At 68.6% G+C, this 26,417-nt stretch carries 25 protein-coding genes and 1 pseudogene; 9 read left to right on the top strand and 17 right to left on the bottom strand.

Going from position 1 to position 26,417, the window contains the following annotated elements; genetic code table 11:
• The first annotated feature begins 38 nt into the window (after positions 1-38).
• From ACFWXC_RS29045 to ACFWXC_RS29035, 3 genes are read left to right on the top strand one after another with little or no spacing between them, the layout of a single operon-like run.
• The gene (locus ACFWXC_RS29045; protein WP_384483245.1) at positions 39-920 is read left to right on the top strand and encodes a helix-turn-helix domain-containing protein; all 882 of its coding nucleotides are present in this window, start codon (positions 39-41) and stop codon (positions 918-920) included.
• Positions 921-931: 11 nt separating this feature from the next.
• The gene (locus tag ACFWXC_RS29040) at positions 932-1,114 is read left to right on the top strand and encodes a DUF397 domain-containing protein (RefSeq protein ID WP_384483244.1); all 183 of its coding nucleotides are present in this window, start codon (positions 932-934) and stop codon (positions 1,112-1,114) included.
• Positions 1,115-1,153: 39 nt separating this feature from the next.
• Positions 1,154-1,789 (top strand): hypothetical protein, encoded by a 636-nt coding sequence (locus ACFWXC_RS29035; protein WP_384483243.1) that lies wholly within the window; start codon positions 1,154-1,156, stop codon positions 1,787-1,789.
• 34 nt (positions 1,790-1,823) lie between these two features.
• Here the strand turns inward: ACFWXC_RS29035 and ACFWXC_RS29030 are convergent, their stop codons facing one another.
• The 5 genes from ACFWXC_RS29030 to ACFWXC_RS29010 all read right to left on the bottom strand — a co-directional run bounded on the left by ACFWXC_RS29030 (position 1,824) and on the right by ACFWXC_RS29010 (position 5,174).
• Positions 1,824-2,288, bottom strand: a complete 465-nt coding sequence (locus tag ACFWXC_RS29030; protein ID WP_384483283.1) for a hypothetical protein — start codon at positions 2,286-2,288, stop codon at positions 1,824-1,826.
• Positions 2,289-2,476: 188 nt separating this feature from the next.
• On the bottom strand, positions 2,477-3,103 hold the full coding sequence (locus ACFWXC_RS29025; RefSeq protein WP_384483242.1) for a hypothetical protein: 627 nt from the start codon (positions 3,101-3,103) through the stop codon (positions 2,477-2,479).
• 44 nt (positions 3,104-3,147) lie between these two features.
• A complete protein-coding gene (locus ACFWXC_RS29020) occupies positions 3,148-3,798 on the bottom strand; it encodes a hypothetical protein (protein ID WP_384483241.1) in 651 nt (216 codons plus the stop codon).
• Positions 3,786-4,286, bottom strand: a complete 501-nt coding sequence (locus ACFWXC_RS29015; protein WP_384483240.1) for a hypothetical protein — start codon at positions 4,284-4,286, stop codon at positions 3,786-3,788. The genes ACFWXC_RS29020 and ACFWXC_RS29015 overlap by 13 nt, the downstream gene beginning before the upstream one ends.
• 225 nt (positions 4,287-4,511) lie before the next feature.
• Entirely contained in the window at positions 4,512-5,174 is a 663-nt protein-coding gene (locus tag ACFWXC_RS29010) for a hypothetical protein (RefSeq protein ID WP_384483239.1), read from the bottom strand.
• Positions 5,175-5,344: 170 nt separating this feature from the next.
• On the opposite strand from ACFWXC_RS29010, the pseudogene ACFWXC_RS29005 reads away from it, so the two are divergent.
• A pseudogene (locus ACFWXC_RS29005) lies at positions 5,345-5,464 on the top strand (IS5/IS1182 family transposase); the annotation flags it as partial.
• A gap of 4 nt (positions 5,465-5,468) precedes the next feature.
• Here ACFWXC_RS29005 and ACFWXC_RS29000 read toward each other — a convergent pair.
• From ACFWXC_RS29000 to ACFWXC_RS28965, 8 genes are all read right to left on the bottom strand, one after another.
• The gene (locus ACFWXC_RS29000; RefSeq protein WP_384483238.1) at positions 5,469-5,897 is read right to left on the bottom strand and encodes a hypothetical protein; all 429 of its coding nucleotides are present in this window, start codon (positions 5,895-5,897) and stop codon (positions 5,469-5,471) included.
• A 116-nt stretch (positions 5,898-6,013) separates the two neighbouring features.
• A complete protein-coding gene (locus ACFWXC_RS28995; protein ID WP_384483237.1) occupies positions 6,014-6,676 on the bottom strand; it encodes a hypothetical protein in 663 nt (220 codons plus the stop codon).
• A gap of 187 nt (positions 6,677-6,863) precedes the next feature.
• Entirely contained in the window at positions 6,864-7,457 is a 594-nt protein-coding gene (locus tag ACFWXC_RS28990; RefSeq protein WP_384483236.1) for a hypothetical protein, read from the bottom strand.
• Positions 7,458-7,460: 3 nt separating this feature from the next.
• Complete coding sequence (locus ACFWXC_RS28985) at positions 7,461-8,063, bottom strand: hypothetical protein (protein ID WP_384483235.1); 603 nt, start codon at positions 8,061-8,063, stop codon at positions 7,461-7,463.
• 19 nt (positions 8,064-8,082) lie between these two features.
• A complete protein-coding gene (locus ACFWXC_RS28980) occupies positions 8,083-9,519 on the bottom strand; it encodes a putative T7SS-secreted protein (protein ID WP_384483234.1) in 1,437 nt (478 codons plus the stop codon).
• Positions 9,520-9,534: 15 nt separating this feature from the next.
• On the bottom strand, positions 9,535-9,843 hold the full coding sequence (locus ACFWXC_RS28975) for a hypothetical protein (protein WP_384483233.1): 309 nt from the start codon (positions 9,841-9,843) through the stop codon (positions 9,535-9,537).
• A 39-nt stretch (positions 9,844-9,882) separates the two neighbouring features.
• Positions 9,883-10,911 carry a hypothetical protein gene (locus ACFWXC_RS28970; RefSeq protein WP_384483232.1) on the bottom strand — a complete coding sequence of 343 codons (1,029 nt, stop codon included), beginning with the start codon at positions 10,909-10,911 and terminating at the stop codon, positions 9,883-9,885.
• The gene (locus ACFWXC_RS28965) at positions 10,899-11,561 is read right to left on the bottom strand and encodes a hypothetical protein (protein WP_384483231.1); all 663 of its coding nucleotides are present in this window, start codon (positions 11,559-11,561) and stop codon (positions 10,899-10,901) included. The genes ACFWXC_RS28970 and ACFWXC_RS28965 overlap by 13 nt, the downstream gene beginning before the upstream one ends.
• 351 nt (positions 11,562-11,912) lie before the next feature.
• Here ACFWXC_RS28965 and ACFWXC_RS28960 point away from each other — a divergent pair, with 351 nt between their 5' ends.
• The 3 genes from ACFWXC_RS28960 to ACFWXC_RS28950 all read left to right on the top strand — a co-directional run bounded on the left by ACFWXC_RS28960 (position 11,913) and on the right by ACFWXC_RS28950 (position 17,837).
• Positions 11,913-16,535, top strand: a complete 4,623-nt coding sequence (locus ACFWXC_RS28960; protein ID WP_384483230.1) for a DUF6531 domain-containing protein — start codon at positions 11,913-11,915, stop codon at positions 16,533-16,535.
• Positions 16,532-16,864: a hypothetical protein gene (locus ACFWXC_RS28955; RefSeq protein ID WP_384483229.1), complete on the top strand. Its 333-nt coding sequence runs from the start codon at positions 16,532-16,534 to the stop codon at positions 16,862-16,864. The genes ACFWXC_RS28960 and ACFWXC_RS28955 overlap by 4 nt, the downstream gene beginning before the upstream one ends.
• Positions 16,865-17,300: 436 nt before the next feature.
• Entirely contained in the window at positions 17,301-17,837 is a 537-nt protein-coding gene (locus tag ACFWXC_RS28950; protein ID WP_384483228.1) for a barstar family protein, read from the top strand.
• Between the two features lie 23 nt (positions 17,838-17,860).
• Here the strand turns inward: ACFWXC_RS28950 and ACFWXC_RS28945 are convergent, their stop codons facing one another.
• From ACFWXC_RS28945 to ACFWXC_RS28930, 4 genes are all read right to left on the bottom strand, one after another.
• Entirely contained in the window at positions 17,861-19,051 is a 1,191-nt protein-coding gene (locus tag ACFWXC_RS28945) for an acyltransferase (protein WP_384483227.1), read from the bottom strand.
• On the bottom strand, positions 19,048-21,303 hold the full coding sequence (locus ACFWXC_RS28940; protein WP_384483226.1) for a glycosyltransferase: 2,256 nt from the start codon (positions 21,301-21,303) through the stop codon (positions 19,048-19,050). The genes ACFWXC_RS28945 and ACFWXC_RS28940 overlap by 4 nt, the downstream gene beginning before the upstream one ends.
• Positions 21,303-22,253: a hypothetical protein gene (locus ACFWXC_RS28935; RefSeq protein WP_384483225.1), complete on the bottom strand. Its 951-nt coding sequence runs from the start codon at positions 22,251-22,253 to the stop codon at positions 21,303-21,305. The genes ACFWXC_RS28940 and ACFWXC_RS28935 overlap by 1 nt, the downstream gene beginning before the upstream one ends.
• 192 nt (positions 22,254-22,445) lie before the next feature.
• Positions 22,446-23,420 carry a LysR family transcriptional regulator gene (locus ACFWXC_RS28930; RefSeq protein ID WP_384483224.1) on the bottom strand — a complete coding sequence of 325 codons (975 nt, stop codon included), beginning with the start codon at positions 23,418-23,420 and terminating at the stop codon, positions 22,446-22,448.
• A 289-nt stretch (positions 23,421-23,709) separates the two neighbouring features.
• Here ACFWXC_RS28930 and ACFWXC_RS28925 point away from each other — a divergent pair, with 289 nt between their 5' ends.
• Positions 23,710-24,921, top strand: coding sequence for a hypothetical protein (locus ACFWXC_RS28925; RefSeq protein WP_384483223.1), 1,212 nt, complete (start codon positions 23,710-23,712; stop codon positions 24,919-24,921).
• 110 nt (positions 24,922-25,031) lie between these two features.
• A complete protein-coding gene (locus ACFWXC_RS28920; protein ID WP_384483222.1) occupies positions 25,032-26,330 on the top strand; it encodes an MFS transporter in 1,299 nt (432 codons plus the stop codon).
• Positions 26,331-26,417: the final 87 nt, after the last annotated feature.

Genomic DNA, 26,417 nt, shown 5'->3' with positions numbered 1-26,417 from the left:
AAGGGAAAGGGTTAACAATTCCCTCCTGTGGGTGACCCATGGGCAACGCGATGACGAGAGAGGCTTCAGTGCCGCCCAGCACCACTCCCACCCTGCGCCAGCAGCGCCTTGGCGCCGAGCTGCGCAAGATCAGGGAGCACTCGGGACTCACGTCCACTGCCGCTGCGGGACTGCTGGGCCTCAAGCAGGCACAGGTCAGCAACATCGAGTCAGGCCGTTACGCCGTCAGTGCCGACCGCGTACGCACCTTTGCGCGCACATACAGCTGCGCGGACACCGCACTGGTCGAGGCCCTCGCTGCGATGACCGGCGGACGCAAGCGCGGCTGGTGGGACGATTACCGGGATCACCTGCCCGCCGGGCTGATCGATCTGGCTGAACTGGAGCACTACGCAGCCGAGGTGCGGGTGGCCCTCGTCATCCACATCCCCGCCCTGCTTCAGACCACCGACCACGCCCGTGCACTCTTCCGCGCGGTTTTCCCGCCCCTCCAGCAGTACGAAGTCGAGCACCGTCTCACCCACCGCATCAAGCGGCAGGGCGTTCTCCACCGAGAGAATCCCACCCCCTACACCGCGACCATTCACGAGGCCGCACTCAGAATGGGGTTCGGCGGCCGGGACGTAGCCGCCGCTCAGCTCAAGCACCTTGTCGGCATGAGCGAACTCCCTCACATCGCCATTCGGGTCATCCCCTTCGGCAAGGCGAGCTTCCACGGCACCGGCCAGGGAATCGACTACGTCGCTGGAGCGGTACCCCAGCTCGACACAGTGCAGCTGGACACCCACCATGGCTGTGAATTCCTCGATGGCGAGGCGCAGTTGAACAAGTACCGTGCAGTGGTGGACCACATGGAGGCGAGCGCACTCAGCCCCGAAGCGTCCCGAGACCTCATCCACCACATCGCACAAGACCTCTGAGGAACCCCACCATGCCTGAACTCGTCTGGCAGAAATCCACCTACAGCGGCGACGCCTCGAACTGCGTCGAAATAGCCACCACCCCCACCACGATCCACATCCGCGACTCCAAGGCCTCCGCGGGCCCTCAGCTCACCGTCGCCCCCTCCACCTGGGCCCACTTCGTCTCCTGCGTAGTACGCCCGAAGCCCTGATGCTGCCGGTTCGCGTTACGTCACCGGCCTGGTGAAGCCATGGGAACGGACATCCACGGCTGGATCGAGTGCCGCGCCTGGCGGGAAGGCCTGAACCCCGCCGAGACGGCTTGGTCGCCGGCGATCAGCTTGTCGATGCTGGGCATGCCGAGGGACTACGACGCCTTCGCCTGCCTCTTCGGCGTACGCGACTTCCACGGCACGTGGCGCCCGGTGGCAGCGAACCGAGGCCTCCCACCGGACACGTCCCCCGAGGTGCGGGAGGATCACGCCACCTGGTCCGGTTCGGCCTTCGCGGAGACCTGGCTGTCCTGGCCGGAGGTGACGTCGATCGACTGGACGGAACCGGCACTCCCCCGCGTCACTCACGTCGCCCGCTACCACCGCGTCGAGGACGGCACCCTCCGTCTGCTCCACACCCACGAATGGAGCCGGGCCTTCGCCCGAGCAAGCGGAATCAACACACTGACGACATCACCGACCGACCTGGCGGACCTCTGGCCTGAAGGCACGGAATGGACGACGGCCACCACGCTCTACCGAGCCGAACGCTCCCGCCGCCGTGACGCGGTCCCGGCGGATGGGCCATGGGCCCCGGTATCGACGGTCATGGAGACGCTGGCCGGAGTGCACGGCGAGGAGAACGTACGGCTGGTGGCGTGGTTCGACGAGTGACGCCCCTTCTACCCGGCCTCCTGCCCGGCCTTCGTCACGGCTGACACTCGGCGCTGCCGACCTCCGACGTGATGCTGCCGATCACCCAGACGCCCTTCGCGTTCTTCTTGAGACCGGTCCGATAGCCGACGTAACTCTTCGCGGTGACCTCGGTCTTCCGGACCTTGTCGGACGTGAGGTACTTGACGTAGGCCTTGCCCTGGTCCTCGCAGTAGCTGAAGGAGGCGGTGCCGTCCTTCGCGACCGCGACAACGGGGTCGTAGAAGCGGTACGCACCCGTGAGGCCGGCCTTGTGGTCCACGTAGTTCTGGATGAACTTCCGCGTCCCCGCGGCGGCTTCACCGTCGTAGAAATAGCGGTACGCCTCGTCGAGCGCGTCCTGGCGGACGATCGCGAGATCCACCGCCTTGATGGACCGCTCGCTGTCCGCCAGCACCGCGTCCTTGTCGGCATCGCCGGTCGCGGGCCAGTCGAAGCGGTACGACAGATCGGCCGGCATGTCGATCACCGGCCGCCCGTCCGAGCCTGCCGAAGCAGCGGTGCCGGAGGCATCGGAGGCGGAAGCGGAGGGGTTGGTCGTCCCCGAACCGCCGGCGCCTGCCCCCTCCCCGTCCGTTTCCGACTCCCCACCGCATCCGGCAAGAGCGAGCAACAGCACGCCTGCCAGACCGACGCCTACCGCCCTCGTTACGGCTGGCACGCCTTGTCACCCCTGTTCGAGACGATGTCGGTGGTCTGCCAGACGCCGTCGGCGTTCTTGACGAGTCTGGTGTGGTAGAGCACGTAGGAGTTCGCGGTGGTCGGCGTTTCGTTGACCTTTCCGGTCGTCCTGTTCTTGATGAACGACTTGCTCTCGTCGGAGCAATAGGTGACGGATGCGTCCTTGGCGCCGGACAGTGTCACCTTCCGGTCGAAGAAGCGGGTCTCGCCGATCCAGGTGTCCTTTTTCTTCAGGTAACCATTGACGTACGTGATCGACGCGCCCAGCGCTTTCCCGGTGTTGTAGTACCCGAGGGCCTTCGTACCCGTGCTCTGATTGAAGATCGCCTCGTCAATGGAGTTGACGCTCAGGGCACTGTCCGCGAGAACCGCGTCCTTGGTCGCATCACCGGACTTCGTGTCCTCGAAGACGTTCTTGGCGGTGGCGGGAAAGGTGATCTCCGGGCGCCCGTCGCCGGTCGACGGCGCGGAAGTCGGGGACGCAGAAGTCGGGGACGCGGAGGCCGAGTCCGTCGTACCGGCGCCGCTGCTGTCGCTTGCCTTCGCGTCTTCCTCGCCACCACCGCATCCGGCCAGCAGGAGTACAACCGCCACGGCACCGACAGCGGCCGTACCGGACTTGCGCGGGACAGATGACCTCAGGGCCGGCACTCGGCACTCCCCCTCTGCGACGTCAGCTTCTCGGTGATCCAGACGCCCTGCCTGCCGGCCCGAAGCAGGCTGCGGTAGAGGACGTAGCTGTCGTTCGACGGTGTGTTCACGTCGGTTTTTCCGGTCTTCAGGCTCTTGTTGAAGGCCTTGGTCTGGTCCTCGCAGTAGACGAGACCTGCGGTCCCGTCCGCGTTGATCTCGACCTTGGCGTCGAAGAAGCGCTTCGTCCCGGTGATCCGGTCCTGGTAGTCCACGAACTCCTGGATGAACTTCTGGCTCCCCGCGGCCGCTTCGCCCTCCGAGTAGAACCGGTAGGCCTTGTCGAGCGGATCCTGGTCGGCGATCGCCAGGTCCACCGCCTTGATGAACTGCTCGGTGTCGCCGAGAACCGCGTCCTTCTTCCCGTCACCCGTCTTCGGCCAGTCGAAGGTGTACGACAGGTCGGACGGCAGCTTGATCTCCGGCCGTTCGGCCGCGGTCACCACCGTCGCGCCGGTCGAGGCCGAGGTCTTCGGAGTGGCCTCCGTCGCTCCTGCCGTTGTCGGCTTGTCGTCCGCCTTCGACCCACCGCCGCCGCATCCGGCGAGCAGAAGCACACCCGCCAGACCGACACCGACAGCCCTCGTTACGGCTGGCACCGAGCCGCCCCCCTGACGGAAATGATCTGCGACGTCTGCCAGACACCGTCGGCGTTCTTGTCGAGCCTGGTGTTGTACGAGACGTAGCTGTTCTTGGTGACAGGCGTCTTATCGATCTTTTTGGTCTTCTTGTCCCTGCTGAAGCCCTTGCTCTCGTCACCGCAGAAGGTGAGGATCGCTGACGTCTTGCTCGTGAGCGTCACCTTGCGGTCGTAGTACCGGGCCACGCCGGTGATCGTGGCGTCGGCCTTCTTCCACTGGGCGACCCAGGACAACGTGGCCTCAAGGGCCTTACCCGTGTTGTAGTACGCGATTCCCTCGCCCTTGGGATCTGTCCCGGCGATCGCGGCGTCGGTGGCTCGCACCCCCTCGGCACTGTCCGCGAGCACCGCGTCCTTCACGGGATCACCCGTCCGGGAATCCTCGAAGGTCAGGGTGAGATCAGCGGGCAGTTCGAACTTCGGACGGCCGGTCGTGATCTCCGACACCGAAACGCTGGGCGAGACCGACGCCCCGGTCCTTGTGGCCGACGGCGAGGCCTCGTCCGCGGCTTCCGCTCCGCCACCGCCGTTCCCACCACACCCGGCAAGGAGGAGTACGGCTGTCAGGCCGACTGCGGCTGTCGTGGGCAGACGGGAACGACGGTTCACGAGAGGCTCCTGGTCGGGCGGCTGGGATGTGTCATGAGGTATCGCTCGCGCTCGGCTCATCGGCTAACCGGTGCAGGCCTTGTCACTGCGGTGGGAGGTGAGGGCTGCGGTCTGCCACACGCCCGAACCGCTCTTCACCAGACGCGTGTTGTACAGCACGTACGGACTCTGGTCCGACGGTGTCCGGTCGACCTTTCCGGTCTTGCGGTTCCTGTTGAAGCCCTTGCTCTCGTCCGAGCAGTAGAGAACCGTCGCCGTCGTCCCTCCGGACGGCAGGGTGACCTTGGGCGCGTAGTAGCGGGTGGTGCCGGTGAAGGAGAGGTTGGCGTCCAGGTACTCCCGGATCCAGGCGACGGCGCCGCTCAACGCCTTGTCCCGGTAGTAGAAGGACAGGCCCGGTGCGCCCGTGTCGCCGCGCAGGATGGCGTCGTTCGTCGCATCGATGCGTGCGGCGGTGTCGGTGAGGACGGCGTCCTTCGCGGCATCGCCGGTCTTCCAGCCGACGTACCTGTCCGTCACGTCCGACGGAAGCGTGACCTGCGGACGGCCGGACGAAGAGGACGCCGACGCGCTCGACGAAACGGACGCCGATGCCACCGCGTCCGCGCCCTTGTCGTGCGACTTCGAATCGCTGCCCACTCCGCCGCCTCCGCCACAGCCGGCCAACAGCAGCGCGGCCATCACCCCGGCGGCAGTTGTCGTGAGCAGGCGGGAACGGCGGGTCACGAGAGGCTCCTGGTGGGGCGGATGAGGTCTAAGAAAACCGCAGACACGATAGCGGGGCACGGTTGGCTACCGCAAAGGATTGTCGGCCGGGCAACGAGCGGCCTGTCCGTCCCTGGAACAGGCTGCCTTGCTCCCGGATACGGCAGTTGAGGGGACGAATACGACACCGGGATCAATGCATCAACCGCCTGAAGCAGTGGCGCGGCCTGGCCATGCGGACCGACAGACTCGCCATCGCCTACCAGGCCGCACTCCACCTTGCCGCGATCCTCGTCTGGACCCGACGCTGACAACTCAGGCGCGCTCCCTGCGGCCTGGGGGGAATTCGTTGCCGTCGCAGTCAGAGACCGTCGCGAACCAGGACGTGGCCCAGACGGTGAGACAGCCAGTCTCGTGGATCGTCTCGAACGGGTGGTCATTCCACGTCCCATAGGAGGTGATGTACACAGCCTCCCCGGGCTTCAGCCAGTAGTCCTGCCCGAACGGCTCGAGCCACAGCTGCAAATGCTCCTTGCCGTCGTTCTGCACCAGTAGCGGCACCGGGTTCCCCAGCTGCTGGATCGCCTCGAAGCCAAGGTCTCCAGCCTTGGGCATGTTCGTCTTCAGCGGATCGATGATCCGGTCGATTTCCGCCCGCTGAACCGAGTCCCGTCCGTCCACGTGATCATTGTGACCTTGTCCCGCGGCCGAGAACAGCCCGGCCACAAACTGGATGAGCTGCATCAAGACTCACTCAAATCGCCCCGCACAGTGGACAGCCCCCAGCTGGTCCATTCATCAAGGAGACACGGCCTTGGCCGGCCCTCGGCGAGGCCTCCCCCGGTCTCCCCGCCGCCGGGTTACGGCTGGCACTTGTCGGCACCACGAGTAGACACGATCTTCATGAGTTCCCAGACTCCCGTGCCGTTCTTCTCGACCTGGACGCCGTACGCGACATAACTGTCCTTGTTGGGCTTCGTTTTTTGGACCTCACCGGTCTTGACGACCTTGTTGAAGCCCTTGCTCTCGTCGCCGCAATAGGTCAGCGACGCCTTGGTCCTGGACTCGACGGTGACCTGTCGGTCGTAGTAGCGGACGGTTCCGGTGACCGTCAGTCCCCCGTCCACGAAGGACTGCACCCACTGCTGAGCCGCCGCGGCGCCCTCTCCCTCCGTGTAGTACTCCAGAGCGGGGAGGCGGGGATTCCGGGCAACGATGGCCATGTCGAGGGCCCGGACGAACTCCGCGTTGTCCTTGAGGATCGCGTCCTTGACCGGGTCGGAGTCCCGTTCGGGAGCGAAGGTGAGCGTGTCCTCGGCGGGCAACTCGATCTTCGGCCGTCCCGACTCGGTCGGCGAAGCCGAAATCGAAGCCGAAGCGCCGGCAGAGACCGACGCCGACGTCCCCGTGCTCGCCCCCTTGTCGTTCGACTCCGCGCCGTCCCCTCCCCCGCACCCAGCCAGCAGCAGCGCGGCCGTCACACCAGCCGTGGCAGTCGTCAGCGGGCGAAGGCGGTAGATCACAGTGGGCTCCTGGTGTGGCAGGCGATGTCGAAGAAGGCAGCGGAAACGGTAGCCGGGACCAGGGGCACCAGCGCAATTGGCCGCATCTGCTTGCCAAAGGATGCACAAGCAGGGCATGGGAACATCAGTCGGTCTGCCTTCAGCGGGCATTGCTGCCTTCCGTTCCGCGGCAGCCGGGTCGGCGGGGTCACTTCCAGTGCAGCGACTTGGCGACCGCCTCGAACAGATCGACCATGGCATCGGCGAACATGTCCAGGGAGGTCGAGAAGGTGAGCAGCAGGACGGCCCGGGTGTTCGGCACCCTGACCGCGTAGTCCACCACGGTCACGGGCAGTTGGTTGCCGGTCGGGTCTTCGGCGTCCGGAACCTTGCGGGTACGCCGCATCGTCGCGGGTCCGGCGAAGGGGAGAACGACCTCGGTGACCTGCTGGGACCGGCCCTTCGCTTCGAGGCGGACGCCCTCCCCGGCCGGGACCACTGTGACGAGGAGCGAGGAGGAGAGGGGCACCGGTCCGATGGAGGTCGTCGAGATGTAGAGTTCGACGCCGCCGTTCTCGTAACCTTCTTCCGCGCGCGCACCTACGGCCTTGGTGAATTCCCGCTTGAGGAGCACGGCGTCGTCCTGACCATCGAATACCCGATCGGCCAGGGCGCGAATGGGCGCTTTCCAGCCGTCGGGTTCGAGTGGAATCCTGAACCAGCCGTCCGGAACGAGCAGGCCGTAGTCACCCGGAGGGTGAATCTCACCGTCGGTGCGGCCGTCGGCGACGGCGTCCGGCATTCCTCAGCCTTCCTTGATCTCGGCGAGTTCCAGGGACTCGGCCAGTGTCTGTGCCAACTCCAGGAGCGCTTCGCTGAAGACGAGATTCGTCCATGTCATACGGAAGACAAGGATGTTGTCGACCTGCGACGGAAGCACCGCATAGGTGACCGTCTCCATCATCGTCTTCTTCTTGAAGAGCGAACCGGTCTCGACCGAGAGGAGTTCCTGAACGCGTACACCTGGGCCGGCCGGCAGGTTCACCTCGGTCACGCTGCGGCGCTCGGGGGACGTGGGCAGCACTGCTTCCAGGAGATCCGGAAGACGGTCCGTGGAACGGTATCCGTCCCCGTCGAAGTCGTGCACCTCGTAGACGGCGGTCAACGCCTTGGCCGCATCGATCACATAGGCATAGGCGAAGGTGGGGTCACCCAGATCAGCCGTGGCCGCCACCCGGGCCAGTACCGAGGCCAGTTCGCGGATTTCACCCCGGGGAGCATCCGTGCCCAGATACTCCCGGGCAGCCTGCTTGGCCCACTTCTCGAACTCCGCGTTCTCTCCCACGGGGAGTCTGATACTGCCCTCCGGCTCGGAGATCAGGCACTGCCACAGCACGTCGTCACTCACGTGGTAATCCTTCTGACCGTCACGAGCCCACCGTCCAAGCGGTCTTCCACTTGTTGTACGGGTTGTCCCACTCCGTGAGGCCGTGAAGCTTGTCATTGCCGTCGATAGCGGTCGCCGCGGCAGTGTAACCGAGCCACCTCTGCCCGGCGGATCGTACATAGTCGGTGAACTTCACACCGCCCATGCTTTCGAACTTACCGAGAATCGGCACCTCTTTGAGTGCCTTGCCGGACTCGACCCATTCCGGATTGCCGAACGGCCGGGCTCCCCGCCAAGCATCCCTTCCGAAGAGTTTCCCGACGTCCTTGAAGTCCCTGAGGCCCTTCACGGCGTCTGCCGTGTCCTGATAGATCGCCTTGGGATTCAGGACGTGCTTGAACTCCCCGAGCTTTCCGAAGCCTCCCGGCAAGTCGCCCGCGAGTCTGCGTGACGCATCTTCGGCGGCCTGGTTGGCGAGCTTGGTGGCCTTGCCCTTCAGCGTGTTGGCGGCCTTCGCCGATCTGCCGGTCAGCGAGTTGGCGGCGAGGAAGTCCGCGCGCGCGGAGCGGCTCGCCGTCTGCACACCCCGCACGCCCGCCGCAGCCGCCTTGCCCGCGCTCAGCGCGGCCCGCCCCAAACCGAGCGTGAGCAGCGCCACGCCGTCCAGGACCAGGTCGGCGATGCTCGCGTCTCCCGAGAAGACGAGCACCAGGTGGCAGGCGAGGGACACCACGGTCGCGAGCAGGGCGATCGCGTCCAGTACACCTGCCAGCGCCCAGCCGATCACCGGGATCCAGCCCACCAAAAGTGAGGCGAGGGCGCAGGCCGTCGCCACCCAGCCGGCGATGTCCGCGATGCTCTTGAGCGCTCCCTTGATGTTCTCCCAGGTGGAGTCCTTCAGTTTGTCGTGGTCGATGAGCGCCTCAAGAGCGCGGGCCGCCTTCTCCCCCGCCCGGTTGCGGGCGTTCTTGGCGGCGTGCACCCGCTTGACGGCGTCGTTGATACGACCGTCGACCTCGTCCCGCTTCGTGGTCAGGTCGTGCTTCTGCTGCTCGTAGTCGCCCGCGGACTTGTCCAGGGCGTCGAGCGACTTGTCGAGACGGTCCCGCTCCTCACGGTCCCGCTCGGCGTCGTTGCGGGCCTTGTCCGCGGCCTGCTGGGAGGAGGCCAGGACGGAGGCGTACTTCTCGTCCGGCTGGTCCGTCTGCTCGCCCAGGAGGTCGGCAGCCGTCTCGAAACGGTCCAGGACCTGCTTCAGCCGTCCGACAGTTCCCTCGGCCGTCTTGCGGAACTCGTCCGCGGCATCGCTCTGCCAGCCGTCCACACCGCACAGGGCTTCGATGTTGCCCGTCTGCCTTCTGATGGCATCGGCCACCGAGCGGAATCGCCGGCCCAGCTTCGCCACGGCATCGGGGTCACCGGACACCGGGTCGGAGTCCAGCTCGACCGGTGTCCAGTCCTTCGGTCGGGACATCATCCCCCTTGCTTGCCGCTAGGGCTGCTTCTCCTGTTTGCGGACAGCATTGGCGAGGTCGGTGTCTATCTGCTCGTAGGCCTGGGCCGCGGCCTTCGTGATTCCCGCGAGCTTGGACAACTCCCCTTCGAGTTTCCCCCGCTTGTAGTCCCAGTTGTCGGCGAAGTCGTCGAGCCGGTCCGTGAGTTCCTCATGGCCGACGACTTCTCGGCTCCAGCCGTACGTGTCCTTGTCGTCGAGGCTCTGCAGCTCCTCGACGATCTTCTCGATGCCCGTGGCCACGCTCTTGAGCACGTCGAGATCGTCGATCCTGGTCCTGTCACCCACGACGCCCCCTACGGCCGGAGGGCTCCGGCCGGCCACCACTCACCTGTTGACGGACTGGATCTCCTGCACGACGACATCCTGAGACCGGCCGAAGGTGCCGTCGGGCAGTTTGTCGCCGCCGCCGTCGCTGCCGGTCCAGCTGATCTGCCAGGTGACCGTGGCCTTCAGCTGGTACGAGCCGTCGCCGGACGAGTGGAGGTACTTCACTCCACAGGGTGGCGTCCTGTCGGCGTCACCCGTGCTGTACTTCTCCCCCACCGTGCCGTTGTCGATCTCGCAGACACCCGACGCCGGGTAGGTGACCGCGTCGGACGTACCCGGGTCGATCTTGAGGGCGACGGGTCTGGCGGTCGTCGTCGCCCACATGCCCAGGGCGTCGATACGCGCGGTGACCGACACCGGCTTGAACGTCGCCCCGTCCAGCCACGCCCACGTGGGGAGGTTGACCTTTGTCGTGTTCGCGGGCGCCAGACTCACGTCCTTGGTGGGCACGCGGATTTCGTTGTACGCCAGTTTGGCAAGAATCTCAGGTGTGACGGTGTTCGCGATGTTGGCCGGCGGGTCGTCGCCGGTAGCCACCCAGAAGTAGGGCTCATCGCATTTGTCCCAGCCGGGCGGGAAGGACTTGTTGACGTACGAGTCCCACCAGTAGCCCTTGCCGGTCTCGTCCTTGTTGAAGTCCTTGTAGGGGTGGCCGTTGACGTACCGGTCCCGCTGAGTCGCGTCCCACGCGTCACCGGTCGAACCGGCCTCCCAGATCGGCTCCAGGTACGCCTGCAGATCCGCCGGGGAGTACTTCGGGGCGTACCAGCACGCCGGCGGGGTCCAAGACGTGATGGGAGTGACGGGGCCGACGGAACTACCCGAGCCGTTCTTGGAACGGTCGTACTGGATCACACCGACGGTCGAGGAGAGCTTGCCGTCCGGGGACGAGTTTCCGTGCTCCTGTGTTTGACCGTTGCTCCCGTGATCGTCAAGGTCGGCATAAGCCGTCTGTGACGCGAAAACGGGAGCGCCGACAAGCGTCAGAACTATTGTGACCTTCGCCAACTTCCCTACGGCTGGCACGCCTTGTCCCCCCTGTTGGAAACGATGTCGGTGGTCTGCCAGACACCTTCAGCGTTCTTGACCAATTTGGTGTGGTAAAGCACGTAGGACCTTGAGGTCGCCGGCGACTTGTCGACCTTCTTGGTCTTCTTGTTCTTGATGAAGGCCTTGCTCTCGTCGGAGCAGTAGGTGACATAAGCCTGGTTCGCGCCGGAAAGGGTCACCTTACGGTCGAAGAAACGGACTTCCCCGATCCATGTGTCGCCGTCATCGATGTAACCCTGCACGTATGTGATCGACGACTCCAAGGCCTTTCCGGTGTTGTAGAACCCCAGTGCCTCAGTAGCGGTGCTCCCCTTGAAAATCGCCTCGTCCACGGAGTTGGTACCGAGAGCGCTGTCAGCGAGGACCGCATCCTTCGCGACATCTCCCGTCTTCGCGTCTTCGAAGACGTTCTTGGACTCGGAAGGGAACGTGATCTTCGGACGACCCGCGACCTCGGACGCCGAAGCACTCGGCGACGCCGAAGCCGAAGCCCCCGTGTCCGCGCCCGCGATCTTGTCGTTCGAGTCGGACTTGTCTCCGTCTCCTCCGCCGCAGCCGGCAAGCAGGAGCGCGGCCGTCACACCGGCGGTGACTGTCGTGAGCAGGCGGCGGGAACGGCGGGTCACGGTGGGCTCCTGGTGGGGCGGTTGGGGTCTGCGAAGCAGCGAATACGGTATCGGGGCCCATCCGGAACGCACCAGAGCGATTTACTGCGACCCGCCCGCACGAAACCCGTATAGCAGATCATAGTCGGGCAACTCAACGCCCTCACCACAGCTTTGGTGCCGTCCCGTGACATCGCGACGCCCCTCAGTTGACCCACGCAAAGGACTGTTGACCGGGTCAGGCAGCCCGGAGGCGGCGTCGGCTCCCGCGTGCCGATCACGGACCACCCTTCACCTCAAACCGGCCTGGCCTGTAACTTCACGTGTGCACAGGTTTGTTGATGGGGCGGACGCGACGGGGGTTGCGGGGTTATGGCGGGGTACCGACCGGCGGACTGGCATCCACTCGACCTCGACAGGGACCCGACCCCGGGCGACCCGCAACGCGTCCGTTCCCTCGCCACACAGCTCCACGATTTCGCCGACGACGTCTCCGACGCCCTGCGCCTGGTCAAGGGCATGGCCGGCGAGGACACCCTGCTCCAGTGGGCGGGCAAGTCCGCGGACGTCTTCAAGGAGCAGTTCAAGGACGTTCCGAAGAACCTGAAGAAGCTGAAGAAGTCGTACGAGATGTGCGGCGACGCGCTGACGGACTACTGGCCGAAGCTGGAGCGTGCGCAGGCCTTGGCGGACAAGGCGCTCGCCAAGGCGAAGGAAGCCCAGTCCGATCTCTCCTCCGCCAAGTCCCGGCTGTCCTCGGCCGATTCGTGGGTGACCCGCGCCGGCAAAGAAGCGGACAAGTACAAGGACGATCCCACCGGCAGCAAGTCGGACGGTGACAAGCCGGACGAGGCGAAGGTGCGGGCCGCCACCCGCGACGTGCAGAGCGCCAAGTCCGCCCACACCACAGCCCAGTCGGACGTCACCACCGCCCAGAACGCCCTCGATGCCGCGAAGAAGATGGCCGAGGACGCCCGGAAGATGCGGGACGACGCGGCGGGTGAGGCGAAGCGGAAGATCGACGAGGCCTCCGACGCGGGGATCCCGAACCGGCACTGGTGGCAGGACGTCGGTCACTGGTTCGAGGACAACTGGGACACCATCGTCACCGTCTGCAAGGTCGTCGTCGCGGTCGTCGGCATCATCGCGCTGATCATCGGCGGGCCGATCCTCGGTGCGATCGTCCTCGTCGCCGCGCTCGTCGTGCTCGCGGACACGCTCTACAAATACTCCAAAGGGCAAGCGTCCCTATGGGATGTCGCCTTTGCCGCCCTGGACTGCATACCCGGCGGCAAGGGCATCACCAGCCTCGGCAAACTCGCCAAGGGAATGAAGGGGCTGAAGAACCTCAAGGGCGGGTTGAAGGGTATGGAGCTGGCCCTGAAGGGGATGGGGCCAAGGCTCAAGGGCCTGGGCCGGGAGATGAAGAGTCTCTTCACCTGCGGCGACCCCATCGACATGGCCACCGGGCAGATGGTCATGTCGATCGCGGACCTGTCCCTGCCCGGTGTCCTGCCGGTCGTCGTGGAGCGCAGCCACCGCACCGGAGTTCAGGCCGGCGGCTGGTTCGGACCGAATTGGACTTCGACGCTTGATCAACGGCTGATCTTCGACGATGACGGCATCCGGTTCGTCGCGTCCGATGGCACTGTCCTGTACTACGCGATTCCGGAGCCGGGGGAAACGACGGGTCCGGTACTCGGCCCCCACTGGCCGCTCACGCAGGGCGGTTCGCCCGACGCGAGCTTCGCACTGCGGCAGCCGGAGACGGACACGACGCTGCGGTTCCGCCGCGTACCGGGCGGCCCGGCGAATGAACTCCCCCTGGTCGGTGTGCAGGACCGCCACGGCAACACACTCACCCTGCACCACGCCGAGGACGGCTCCCCGTCGGAACTGATCCATCACGGGGGGTACCGCGTCGGCATCAGCACGGCGGGCGGCCGGGTGACGGCCCTGGCTCTCCTCAGCGCGCCCGGCGAGCCCACACTCCTGAGATACGGATACGACGCGGACGGCCGTCTCACGGACGTCGTCGACTCCTCTTCCGTACCTCAGCGCTACAGCTACGACGAGCGGCTGCGCGTCACGGGCTGGCAGAGCAGAACAGGCGACTGGTACCGCTACGCATACGACGACGACGACCGCTGCGTCCGCACGGGCGGTGACGACGGCGTACTCAGCTACCGCTACCACTACGACACCGACACCCGCACCACGACGGCCACGGACTCCCTGGGCCACTCGATCACCTACGTGTTCGACGAGAACCACCGTCCCCTGCGCGAGACCGACCCGCTGGGGCACAGCACCCTGCGCGACTGGGACGATCTCGGTCGGCTCGTGGCACAGACCGATCCGCTCGGTCACACCACACGCCACGGTTACGACGCTGCTGGGAACCTGACCCGGACCGTGCGCCCGGACGGCGCCGTGGTGTCGTTGGAGTACGACGACTTCGGCCACGTCACCAAGGTGACGCAGCCCGACGGCAGCGTGTGGGAGTCGGTCTACGACGAGTGGGGCAACCGTGTGGCGGTCACCGACCCCCTGGGCGCCACGACGGCCTTCACCTTCGACGAACGAGGCGGCCTCACCGGCATCGTCGACGCACTCGGCGAGCGCCAGCAGACGCTCGTCAACGATGCCGCGGGCCTGGTCGTCGGCGTCACCGACGTCCTGGGGGCGACCGAGAGACTCGCTCGGGACGCCTTCGGCCGTATCACCGAACTCACTGACGGCTTCGGCGCGGTCACGCGAGTGGGCTGGACCCTGGAAGGGCAGCTCGCGTGGCGCCACCTCCCCAATGGGAGCACCGAGCAGTGGACGTACGACGCCGAGGGCAACCCCCTGGAGTACCGCTCCTCGAACGGCAGGCACACCAGGTACGAGAACACCCACTTCGATCTCTGCACCTTGCGGGAGGACGAGGACGGGAGCGTCGAACGCTTCGCGTACGACAGCGAGCTCAGACTCCGCAGCGTGACCAACGGCGCGGGGATGACCTGGAGTTACGAGTACGACGGGGTCGGCCGGCTGGTCGCCGAGACGGACTTCAACGGCCGTAACCTCACCTACGGCTACGACGCGGCGGGGCGGCTCGTCCAACGGACCAATGGAGCGGGTGAGATCACGCGTCTGCGCCACGACGTCCTCGGAAACGTCGTCGCCATGGACGCCGGCGGCGCCACCACCACGTACGAGTACGACCTGCGCGGCAGACTCGTCGGGGCCAGGAACACCGAGGTCGAGCTGCGCCGGGAACTCGACGCGGCGGGCCGTCTGCTCGCCGAGTCGTGGAACGGCCGGGAGGTCCGCTCCGAGTACGACGCCGCGGGCCGCCGGGTACTGCGCAGGACGCCGAGCGGCGCGGTCACCCGATGGGCCTACCAGCTCGGGAGGCGAGAGGTCGTCCAGCGGATCGGGGAACACGATCTCACCTTCCGGTACGACGTCGCGGGGCGTGAGATCGAGCGGGTGATGGGGGAGGCCGCCCGCTTGACCCAGGACTGGGACAGCGAGGGGCTGCGCACCACCCAGCGAATACTGACCGCAGCCGGTGACACCCGGCAGCGGATCTTCCAGCACCGTGCCGACGGCGCGCTCACCGAGATCCACGACTCCCTCCATGGCCCGCGGACCTTCACCTTCGACCGCTCCGGAAGGGTGACAGCGGTGCACGCCGGCGTCGGCCGGGAGGAGACCTACCGATACGACGCGGTCGGCAACCTCACCGCCTTCACCACGTCGGCAGCCGTCCGGGACGAGGAGACGGGGCCCGGCGATCGCAGCTACTCGGGCACCCTCATCGAGCGTGCCGGCCGAACCCGCTATCACCATGACGATCAGGGCCGGGTCGTCCGCAGAGTCACCGGGCTCATCTCCGGGGGCAGGCGCGAGTGGCACTACGCGTGGAACGCCGAGGACCAGCTCACGGACGTACTGACACCGGACGGCCGTCGCTGGCACTACGTCTACGACCCCGTCGGCAGGCGGGTGGCGAAACAGATGCTCGCCGCCGATGGGACCGTCCTCGACGAGACTCGGTTCTACTGGGACGAGGACGATCTCGCCGAGCAGGCCGCCGGGACCGTCAGTACGGTCTGGGACTGGGCCGGTGGCCCGGCGCCGGTGGGGCAGCGCGTGCGTGAGGCCCGTCCGCTCGGCCCTGGGACGTCCCAGGAGAAGATCGACGAGCGCTTCTACGCCATCGTCACGGATCTTCTGGGCACCCCGACGGAAATGGTGGACACCGAGGGCGGTGTCGTATGGACGCAGTCGTCCACGCTCTGGGGGGTCCCCGTCGTCTCGACGGCAGCCCCGCAGGTCGACTGCCCGCTGCGCTTTCCCGGGCAGTACGTCGACGCGGAGACGGGGCTCCACTACAACCACCACCGCTACTACGAGCCCGGCACCGCCCGTTACCTCAGCCCTGACCCGCTGGGGCGGACCCCGGCCCCGAACCCTCACGCCTATGTGAAGAACCCGCTCCAGTGGAAGGACCCGCTGGGGCTCAAGGCTCCGTGTCTCGTCGATCTCTACCATGGGACGGTCGGCCAGCACGCGGACAGCATCATGGCGAACGGGATCGACATGACGGCCTCGGCCCGCAAGATGGACTTCGGGAAGGGCGGCTTCTACGTCACGAACGATGCCCGGCAGGCCCTGGACTGGGCGAAGAAGCTGGCGGACGGGGGCGGGGTGCCGGCCGTCATCCACTTCAAGGTACCCAAGGCCCAGCTGGAGGGGTTGCGGAGCAAGATCTTCAGCGGGCCGGGGGACGACGTGGCCGAGTTCATCCGGCATAACCGCAACGGTGGCGCCATGCACAACTACGAGCTGGTCGAGGGGCCGATGCTGCGTAACCTCAAGGGATTCCTGAGGGAAGGGAAGCCCCCCGTCCTGAACGGGCACCAGATCGCGATCTTCGGTGACAGGGCCGCCGAGCTCTTCACTGGCTCCATTTTCCGACGAGTAGGACCTCCGACACCATGACAACGGAATTCTTGATGGATCTCGACGAGGGAATGGCCGAGTACTTCCGCGACATCGCGAACGAGATGATCTCGCGGTTCGGTATTTCTCGGGCGGAAGCGGTGGCCAGGATCAACGAGCGGTATCACGACTCGGAGATCTCTGCGTACCCCGATCTCATGTGCCACGAGTTCCCGGAGTTCTGGTCGTACGGCCTGTACTACTACCCGAACGAGTCCGGACGCCTGCCGACCGGTGACGAGGACGACGACGAGGGCTTCGACATGTCCGCCCTGCGCGTCCGCCCCGCGCCTCCGACGGACTCGCCCTACTGGACGCTCGGGACCTGACCGCCCTTCCTCAAGGCGCACACGGGAGGCAACTGCAAGCAAGGGACCATGGATCTCCAGGCCACCGTCACCGCGTTCCCGCGGGCCACGCCGATCGACGGCCTCGACCGTGCCTGGACGTGGCGGCTGAACCCGGTACTGAACTTCGCGGGGGCGCTGACCGGCGACGGCACCCGGCTTCTCCAGATGAACCAGATGGACCAGGTGCGTCGGCGCGACACGGAGAGGACGGCTCGATCGAGACCCTCCACGACGGTACGGTCATCGACCGCTCGTCCGCCGGGGACCTCGCGAGCGCCGTGCACACGGGGGCCGAGCGCTTCGCCGCGCCCCGGCTCCCCCTCCTGCCCGAGGACGACGCGGGGCGAGAGGATCTGGAGAAGTCCCTGAACGAGTTCGGGGACTTCGTGGCACAGCTACGTCGAGGGGAACGCCGGTGAGTATCAGCAGTACCCCCGACCCCTGGGTGCTCCTTGTTCCGGAGGAGTCCGCCGAGCTCCGGCGGCAGTTGTCGGAGCTGACAGCAAAGGGTGGGCGAGTCCACCACTTCGACGCCCGCGATCTGACGACCGCACAGGGAGTCTTCCGCACCTTCGCGGAAACCCTCCGCTTCCCCGGCTACTTCGGCCGGAACTGCGATGCCCTGGTCGACTGCCTGGGCGACCTGTGCGGTGAGGTCACGGGAGGAGGAGTGGGGATCGCGGGCGTCGTGCACGGCGCGGATCTCCTGTTGCAGACCGAACACTTCCCGCTGTTCGTATCGGTTCTCTGCCAAGGCGCCGACCGGGCGAACTCGGCCGTGGACCTCGACGGCGACCCTCTGGACCGACCCGCCCTCGTCGAACACTTCGTCCTCGAATTCCGTGACTTCGACCCCGCGGAGATCGCGGCCCGCGTCGGGCAACCCGACCTGACCGTCACCACGGGGGACGGATTCGTGGGGGCCGCGCTCAATCCCGAGGAATGGCATTGAGAGAGCCCTGAGGCCGCCGCTTCTCAGGTCGCCCGCCGGCGCGCCCGTCCCCGGCGCGTCCCGTCCGGCCACACCCGCACCCTTCTCCCCGCCGCCACGTCCTCCACCCACCCGAACGCCAGCACCGCCGCCGCGAGCAGGGGCCAGACCACCACGAACGTCCAGAAGCCGTACGTCGAGTCCAGCAGGGACGCCGCGCGGTCGGACTCCATGAACGGCAGGTCGTAGGCCGCGTCGATGACCGGGAACGTTGCCATGATCAGCATGTTGTGCCAGAGGTAGATGGTCACCGCGCGGTTGTTGGCGAGGGTGATCGGTCTGTCCCAGCGGCGCAGGCGGCCCGGCAGCTCCCGCCAGGACGGGGAGTACTGCAGCAACAGCACCACGGCCCCGAACGACCAGCACGCCTGTGCCAGGGGAATGTCGTTCAGGTCCCAGCCCTCGGGGCCCGGGTGGCCCGACGCCCACCACAGGCCCACCGCCATCACCAGGCAGGACAGCGAGACCGCCGCATAGCGCGGGACCCGGGCCAGGGCGCCCTCGTGGTGGGCGAAGCCCAGGATCCAGCAGCCGCCGTACACCGCGAAGTCCGTCACGGCGTTGCCCGTCTCGCCGGGGACGGTCACCACTCCCGTGCCGACCACCGCCGTCAGCGCCAGCGGCGCCAGCACCGTCGGCAGCGGCGCCCTGCGGAACGCCCGCAGCAGGAGCGGGGACAGGAGCACGAACCAGAGGTAGGCGCGCAGGTACCACAGCGGGCCCGCCGCCTGTTCCGCCCACGTGTCGTCCAGCAGACCCGAGGCCGAGCCGAGGTGTTCGGGGTAGGGCGGGGCGCCGAACGGGAGGACGTAGTCGATCAGCCTGCCCCAGCCGGCCCAACCGCTCCCCACGTCCGGGTCCTTCAGCGGGTGCCAGCCGGCCATCAGCATCATGGCGAGCAGGACCGCGCTGAACAGCCACAGCGGCGGGAGGAGCCGACGGAGCCTGCCCTGGATCACGTGCGCCGCGGGACGGTCCAGGCTGCGGGCCATCAGCGAGCCCGCCAGCGCGAACATCACGCCCATGGAGGGGAAGAGGATGGTCAGCCAGGGCCAGCCGAACAGGTGGTAGACCACCACCCGGAGCAGGGCCAGGGAGCGGAGCAGGTCCAGGTAGCGGTCCCGGCCGGTGCCGCCCTTCCGCGTCTCGGCCGGAGCCGTCTCGGCCTGTGTCATACCGCCTGCCTCCCCTTCGCGTCCGCCTTCCCCTTCGCCTGGTCGACGCCGCCGCCCGGCGCCTCCACCACCCCCGTGCGCCGCAGCTTCTGCCAGCGCAGCCGGCCGCCGGTGAGGGCGGTGATCCAGGACTGGAGGAGTACGACGTACATCAGCTGGCGGTAGAGGATCTGTTGCAGGGGGAGCGAGACGAGGTGGGTCATGCGTTCGCGGTCCAGGTGGAAGGCGTAGGCCGCGCAGAACGCCTGCACGGCCAGCACGCCCAGCCAGGCGCCGATCGTCTTCTGCGTGGGGCCGAAGACGATGCCGTAGAGGAGGAACGCGTCGATCAGGGGGGCGAGGAGCGGGGCCACCACCATGAAGAGCGAGACCAGGGGCAGGCCCACGCGGCCGAAGCGGCCCGACGGGCCGCGGTCGAGGAGCGCCCCGCGGTGTTTCCAGATCGCCTGCATGGTGCCGTACGACCAGCGGTAGCGCTGGGACCAGAGCTGGGAGACGGACTCCGGGGCCTCCGTCCAGGCCCGGGCCCGCTCCGCGTACACCACCCGCCAGCCGTCCCGGTGCATGGCCATCGTGATGTCGGTGTCCTCGGCGAGGGTGTCGTCGCTCATGCCGCCGACCCGTTCCAGGGCGGTACGGCGGAACGCGCCCACCGCGCCCGGGATGGTCGGCATGCAGCGCAGCACGTCGTACATCCGGCGGTCCAGGTTGAAGCCCATCACGTACTCGATGTGCTGCCAGGCGCCGATCAGTGAGTCCCGGTTGCCGACCTTCGCGTTGCCGGCGACGGCGCCGACCCGGGGATCGCCGAAGGGCTGGACCAGCTCCCGTACCGTGGCCGGTTCGAAGACCGTGTCGCCGTCCATCATCACGACGATGTCGTGACGGGCGTGGGCGAGGCCCCGGTTGAGGGCGGCGGGCTTGCCCGCGTTCACCTGGCGGATCACCCGGACGTCCGGCAGGTCCAGGTCCGCCACGATCTGGGCCGTGCCGTCCGTCGAACCGTCGTCGACGACGAGGATCTCGATCGGGTGCTCGCTCGCGGTCAGTGAACGGACCGTGTTCTCGATGCACTTGGCCTCGTTGTAGGCGGGGACCAGGACGGAGACCGGCTCCGTCACCGGCCGGCCCCAGCTGAAGCCCTTGCGACGGACCCTGCGGGTGTGCACGAAGGAGAGCCAGAGCATCAGGGCGAACCGGGCCAGCACCGCCGCGCCGACCACCGCGAGTCCGGCCACCAGCACGTTCGTGACGCCGTCCGCCGCCTGGACCAGGGAGATCCATGCCCTGCCCTGCCAGAGGTCGGGGCCGGTGACCGGGGTGTGGGCGCTCGGCGCGTTCAGGGCCTCGGTGAGGTTGCCGAACGTGTAGCCGCGGTGCTGGAGTTGCGGAATGAAGCGGTCCAGGGCCTGGACCGTCTGGCGGCGGTCGCCGCCCGAGTCGTGCATCAGGACGATCGCGCCCTTGCCGTGGTGCGGGGTCGCGTTGCGGACGATGGCGGCGACGCCCGGTTTGCGCCAGTCCTCGCTGTCCGTGTTGTTGACGACCGTGATGTAGCCACGGCTGCCGATGTACCGCGTCACCGGCCAGGAACGGTTGTCCATCGCGTCGGCGAAGGAAGAGTACGGCGGCCGGAACAGGGACGTCCGGATACCGGCCGCGCCGGTGATCGCCAGCTGGGTCTGGGACAGCTCCCAGTCGATGCGCTTCTTCGACTGGTACGACAGGTCGGGGTGGCTGAAGGTGTGCACGCCGACCTCGTGGCCCTCGGCCACCATGCGCCGGACCAGCTGCGGATAGCGGGAGGTCATGGTGCCGGTGACGAAGAAGACGGCGTGCGCGTGGTGCTTCTTCAGGATGTCCAGGACCTTGGGGGTCCAGGCCGGGTCGGGGCCGTCGTCGAAGGTGAGGACCAGGTGGTGGTCGGGGATGCGCAGGGACGTCGCACGGCCGCCCCGGGTGTCGATGACCGGGCCGCCGTCCAGGATCTTCCCGGGGACCCGGTCGGAGGAGGCCTCGGGGCGGACGCGGTGGTCGGCGAGGATCTCGCTGTGGACGTAGCCGCGCAGCATCAGCATCGCCATCACGGCGCCGAGCACCAGCACGGGCAGCGTCAGGCGCATCGACAGGCGGCGGCGCCGGGGACTGCCGGCGGGCGGTGCGGGGGTGGTCCCACGACGACGGGTACGGGCGCCGTTGCGGGTGCCGGTATCGGTGCCGGTACGGGTACGGCCGCGGGTGCGGGGCGCCATCAGAGGACGGGGGCGGGAGAGGTGCCGGTCCCGGTCCGGGGGGCCGCGCCCTCCGCGACCGGCCCGCCGGTCGGGGCGGCCGAATCGCTGGGCGAGGGCGGCGGCGACGACGCGGGCGGGCTCGGGGCGTCCGACGTGGGCGCCGGCGAGGACGGCGAGGGCGACACGGACGACGACCCGGGCTTCGGCGAGGAGCCGGTCGTCCCGGCGGACGACGTCGGCCCCGCGGACGCCGACGCGCTCGGCCGGCCGGCCCCCTTCGGGCCCGCCCCGGGCGTCCGGGAAGAGGCGCGGGCCGACGGGGTCGTACCGTCGCCGCTCACGGCCGGACCGGCCACCGAGGCGCCGTCGTCCGAGGACCGGGCGGACCGTGCGGGCTGCGGCGAGTCGTCGACCCTGCCGGCCGGCCGGTCGTGGTTCTGCCCGGGCACCGGCAGCCAGGGCGCGTCGGAACTGCCGGACAGCAGCGTGACGACGATGACCACCGCGTAGACCGCGCAGGCGAGGCCGACGGCCATCCCGATCCGGCGGAAGCGGCGGCTGCGGCGCCCCGACGCGTCGACGAAGACCGGTGCGTCGGAGACCTCCGCCGCGCCGGTCGGCCGTATCCGGACCGCACCGACGTCGTCCGGGGCGGGCACCCGGTCCGGGTCCCGGACGGAGAACGGGTCCTCCGCGTCGGCCGGGACCGTGCGCGCCGCATCGCCAGGGACCACGCCCCACGGATCCCGCAGCGCCCCGACCCGCAGCACCTCGGTCACGCCGGTCGCCCCGGTCCCGCCGGTCGCACCGGTCGCCCCGGTCCCGCCGATCGCTCCGGTCGCCCCGGTCCCGCCGGTCTCCTCGGTCCCCCCGGTCGTCGCCGAGTCGTCGGCGCCCTGGGCGGCCTCCCCCGGCTCGTCTCCTCCCGCCAGTGGCACATCCCGGGCATCCAGGGCCACCTGGGGCAATTCCGGTTGGGTTTCTTCTCGCCAATTTTTCACGCGCGTACATCCCCCCACGGGACTGTTCCGGGCGCGCTGACGAACCCGAGCTCACGCCATCGGATCCGGGCCCCCACCCGGTTCCGAACGCCCCCTTCTAGCTCTCCGCGCTCGGGGCCATGAAGCTAGCGCACCGGGGGATGCCGCGTTCTCGATGTGTCATTTGTGGTCGTCCATCACATCTTGATCACTGGCTGGAATCCATCCATCGGCCGGCCGCTGAAGCCAGCCCTCCGCCCGCCCGATCTCGGCGGCCGCCCGCCGCAACGCGTCCACTCCCGGATGGACCAGCCCCTTTCGCCACACGAGCGACACGGGCGACAACGGGACGGGATCGACCAGGGGCCGCCAGACCGTCCCAGGTATGGCCGGAAATCCCACTACCCCGAGGATCGGATTCCGGTTCTTGGTCATGATGCGCTCGAACTCCTCCTCCCCGACGGCCAGCGGCAGAGGCGGCGCGACCGCGATATCCCGTCCTTCGAAGAGACAGAAGGCCAGGTCAGTCCATTCCAGGGTGCGCTCGTTCCCGGCGCCGGCGTACACCGCCTCGCCCGCCAGCGCGGCCAGCGGCACCTCCTCCAGGCCCGCCAGCCGGTGATCGGAGGGAATGATTACGGCCATGCGTTCGAACCGTACGGGCTGTTGTTCGAGCCCGGAGCGCAGCGCCGGATCCAGTCCCGCGAACCGTCCGAACGACGCGTCGAGCCGCCCCGCGAGGAGTTCGGCCGCCGCTCCGGTGAGCCCGCTCTCGTAGCGGGCCATCAGCTCGCAGTCGGGGGCGAGTTCGCGGGCGCGGTGCAGCACCCGGCGGCCGGTCTCCAGGCCCGGGGAGTTGAGGTCCACCAGCAGCGGCCGGGCCTGCCCGAACGCGGCGAGCAGCGCGTCCTGGGCGGCCAGCACCCGGCGCGCGTACGGCAGCAGCCGGGCACCGTCGGCGGTCAGGGCGACCTGCCGGGTGGTCCGGAGGAACAGCTCGGCGCCCAACTCCCGCTCCAGCCGCCGTACATCACGGCTCAGGGCCTGCTGGGCGACGTAGAGCCGGGCGGCGGCGCGGGTGAAGTGCAGTTCCTCGGCGACGACGACGAAGACACGCAGGAGCCGGGGGTCGATGTGGGCGGGAGAAGCGGCCATCGGGCGAACTTACCGGTACCGCACCGGGCACCTGGCCGATGCCCCGTCGGGCAGTCGCCGGTGCGCCGACAGGGACATCACCGGTGCGCCGGCGGGGACATCACCGCTGCACCATCAGGCACAGTCACCGGCAACGCGGCAGGAAACGGCAACTGGACCGATCCCCAAGCGAGTTGACTACAACGAGGCAGCGCGACGCGCCCTGGATCCGGGTCCGGCACCAGTACCATCGGCGCCCCGGCGCCGCCGGACGGGTTCGCCACTGCTCTCCTGGAAGGACGCGACAACAGTGCAGTCTCCACTGCCCCGGCGGCCGAAGGGGCCGTCGGCCATCGCCGCGGCGTCCACCTCCCGCACCGCGCCGGCCCCCGGCCCCGAGGACGACTCCGCCCCCCAGCAGCAACCCGACCCCGCCGCGCCGCCCATGTCCGCGGCGGCGGCCGCGTTCGCGGCGGAGAGCGGGGTCACCCCTCAGCACACGGCCAACACGGCCGATCCGCCGCGCGTCGGCGGCGAGCGCAGCAGGAGCGAGAGCGGGCGGAGCCGGAGGGCGGCCGGCGGCACGCCGCCGGTCCGCAGGGGCGACCGCAGGGGCGACCGCAGGGGCGATCGCGCGGCCGAAGCCACCGCCGGAGCGGGGACCGAAGCCACCGCCGGACCGGGGACCGAATCCGCTCCGCGCCCCCCGGCCGACGGCACCGCCAGGCGCCGACTGCCCCGGGCGGTGCTCCTGACCGGGGCGTTCGTGGTCGTGGCCGCGCTGATCGGCGGCGCCTTCCTCATCGGCAGAGCCGGTGACGGCGGCACCCGGTCGCCGGACTCGGCGTCCGGCGCCATGCCGGGCACCGCGGGGGACGGCGGCTCGTACGACAGCACGCCGAGCCTGCTCGGCCCGCCCCCACCGTCCATATCGCGGTCCGCCTCGCCGTCCGCGTCACCGTCGGCGGACGCCACCCGCACACCGTCGCGGCCGCCGGCCACGAAAGCCGCCGAAGGCGGCGGCACCTCCACCCACGCGCCGACCGCGGCGCCCGTCGCCGCCACCGCAGCGGCGGGCGCCGGCCCGACCCGGGCCGGGTCGGGCGGCAGCGACGACGCCTCCTCCTGCACCTCGGCCGCGGGCTCCGGCGCCATCACCGACTACTCGGTCTGCGTGTCGTCCGGGAAGGTCACCTTCCAGGTCACCTTCCACACCTCGCAGTCCTACTACCACGTCTTCTTCAACACCGACGGCAACACCGCGACCGGTTACCGGCTCCCCTATCCGTCGCCCTCGGTCCTCGGCGCCGACTACATGATCGAGAACGGCGGCCTCTACCGGAGCCGGTCGGCCGACTGGAACTGGACCGAGACAGCGGCCCACCCGAAGCGGACGGTCAACGGCTCGAGACAGACCTGGACCCTGCCCCTGAGCGGGATCGGCTCACCGACCGGCACCCAACGGGTCGAGTTCAACGCCGGATCCGACTACACCCAGATGATCGCCTTCAGCCCGAAGTAGCCCGGGCACCCCCTACGGCCCGGATCTCGCCGGACTCACAACAGCCGTGCGTGAATCGGTGCCGAGCAGGTGTTGGACCCCCCGATCGGCTCCGGGCGACGGTGGTGTCCATGCCGCAACCGACCGAGCCGGCTCCCCGGCAGCCCCTGTACACCGTCACCGCCGACTCCCTCGTCGCCGTCGACTTCACCCCCCGGGACCTCACTCCCCGCTTCCGCCGCCGCCCGTCCGGCCCCTACCGCCGTCTCTTCGCCCTCCCCGGCACCCGTGCCTTCACCGCCGGGAATCTGCTGGCCCGGCTGCCCATGGGCATGTTCAGCGTCAGCGCGGTCGTGATGATCGCCGGCGCCCGCGGCTCGTACGCCCTCGCCGGTGCCGTCACCGCGACCGGCCTCGCGGCGACCGGGGTGGCCGGGCCCTGGGTGGCACGGCTGGTCGACCGGTACGGCCAGGCGCGGGTCGCCGTACCCGCCACCGTCACCGCCGTACTCGGCAGCCTCGCCCTGCTGCTCTGCGTCCGCTTCGGCGCCCCGGACTGGACCCTGTTCGCCGCCTACACGGCCACCGCCACCACCCCCAACCTCGGCGGCATGTCCCGCGCCCGCTGGGCCCACCTGCTGCGTGCCGACCCGGACGCCCTGCACACCGCGAACTCCTTCGAACAGGCCGCCGACGAGCTCTGCTTCATGCTCGGCCCGGTGCTGGCGTCCTTCCTGACCGGCACGTTCTTCCCGGAGGCCGGCACACTCGCCGGCGCGGTCCTGCTGCTGACCGGCATGCTGCTGTTCACCGCCCAGCGGACCACCGAACCACCGCCCCGGGCCGGAACGGGCACCGCGAGAACCCCGCTGCGCATCCCCTCCCTCCTGGCGTGCTTCGTCGCGACCGGCGCGGTGTTCGGCTCGATGGAGGTCGTCACCATCGCCTACGCCGACGCCCAGGGCCACCGTTCGGCGGCCGGCGCCGTCCTCGCCCTCCAGGCGGCCGGCTCCTGCGCGGCGGGGCTGGTGTACGGGGCGCTCAAGCCGCGGGGACCGGCCGAACGACGGTTCCCCGTCTGCCTGTCGGCGATGGCGGTCCTGATGTTCCTCCCCCTCCTCGCGGCCCGCACGGCCGACAGCCTCTGGGCCCTGGCGCCCGCCCTGCTCGCGGCCGGCATGGCGACCGCGCCGACGATGGTGACCGCGATGACCCTGGTCCAGGACCGCACCCCCGCGGACCGCCTCAACGAGGGGATGAGTCTGGTCGTGACCGCCCTCCTGACCGGCGTCGCCGCGGGCTCCGCACTGGGCGGCTGGGCGGCGGAGCACGTCTCGCCGACGGCCGGCTTCACCGCGCCCGTCGCCGCGGCCGTCACGGCCCTTCTGCTCAACACCGTCAGTCGAATCGCTTCCCATCGCTTCCTCTGATTCCCGCCGCACCCATTGACGGCCACACAGCCCGCACCTACCTTCCTGCGTCGAAGCGCTTCGACGTGCCGCATCGAACCGATTCGA

This window comes from Streptomyces sp. NPDC058683 (genome assembly GCF_042716195.1).
Classification (GTDB): domain Bacteria; phylum Actinomycetota; class Actinomycetes; order Streptomycetales; family Streptomycetaceae; genus Streptomyces.
The sequence above is the reverse complement of the archived record's forward strand: the minus strand, read 5'-3'. Positions and strand labels throughout refer to the sequence as shown.

What these genes read in the sequence shown, in the direction of transcription:
- ACFWXC_RS28920 (WP_384483222.1), top strand. Translation starts at nt 25,032, where the DNA reads ATGCCGCAACCGACCGAGCCGGCTCCCCGGCAGCCCCTGTACACCGTC.
- ACFWXC_RS29030 (WP_384483283.1), bottom strand. Translation starts at nt 2,288, where the DNA reads ATGCCGGCCGATCTGTCGTACCGCTTCGACTGGCCCGCGACCGGCGAT.
- ACFWXC_RS28990 (WP_384483236.1), bottom strand. Translation starts at nt 7,457, where the DNA reads ATGCCGGACGCCGTCGCCGACGGCCGCACCGACGGTGAGATTCACCCT.
- ACFWXC_RS29045 (WP_384483245.1), top strand. Translation starts at nt 39, where the DNA reads ATGGGCAACGCGATGACGAGAGAGGCTTCAGTGCCGCCCAGCACCACT.
- ACFWXC_RS28930 (WP_384483224.1), bottom strand. Translation starts at nt 23,420, where the DNA reads ATGGCCGCTTCTCCCGCCCACATCGACCCCCGGCTCCTGCGTGTCTTC.
- ACFWXC_RS28940 (WP_384483226.1), bottom strand. Translation starts at nt 21,303, where the DNA reads ATGGCGCCCCGCACCCGCGGCCGTACCCGTACCGGCACCGATACCGGC.
- ACFWXC_RS29000 (WP_384483238.1), bottom strand. Translation starts at nt 5,897, where the DNA reads ATGCAGCTCATCCAGTTTGTGGCCGGGCTGTTCTCGGCCGCGGGACAA.
- ACFWXC_RS28960 (WP_384483230.1), top strand. Translation starts at nt 11,913, where the DNA reads ATGGCGGGGTACCGACCGGCGGACTGGCATCCACTCGACCTCGACAGG.
- ACFWXC_RS28980 (WP_384483234.1), bottom strand. Translation starts at nt 9,519, where the DNA reads ATGATGTCCCGACCGAAGGACTGGACACCGGTCGAGCTGGACTCCGAC.
- ACFWXC_RS28945 (WP_384483227.1), bottom strand. Translation starts at nt 19,051, where the DNA reads ATGACACAGGCCGAGACGGCTCCGGCCGAGACGCGGAAGGGCGGCACC.
- ACFWXC_RS28955 (WP_384483229.1), top strand. Translation starts at nt 16,532, where the DNA reads ATGACAACGGAATTCTTGATGGATCTCGACGAGGGAATGGCCGAGTAC.
- ACFWXC_RS29040 (WP_384483244.1), top strand. Translation starts at nt 932, where the DNA reads ATGCCTGAACTCGTCTGGCAGAAATCCACCTACAGCGGCGACGCCTCG.
- ACFWXC_RS29035 (WP_384483243.1), top strand. Translation starts at nt 1,154, where the DNA reads ATGGGAACGGACATCCACGGCTGGATCGAGTGCCGCGCCTGGCGGGAA.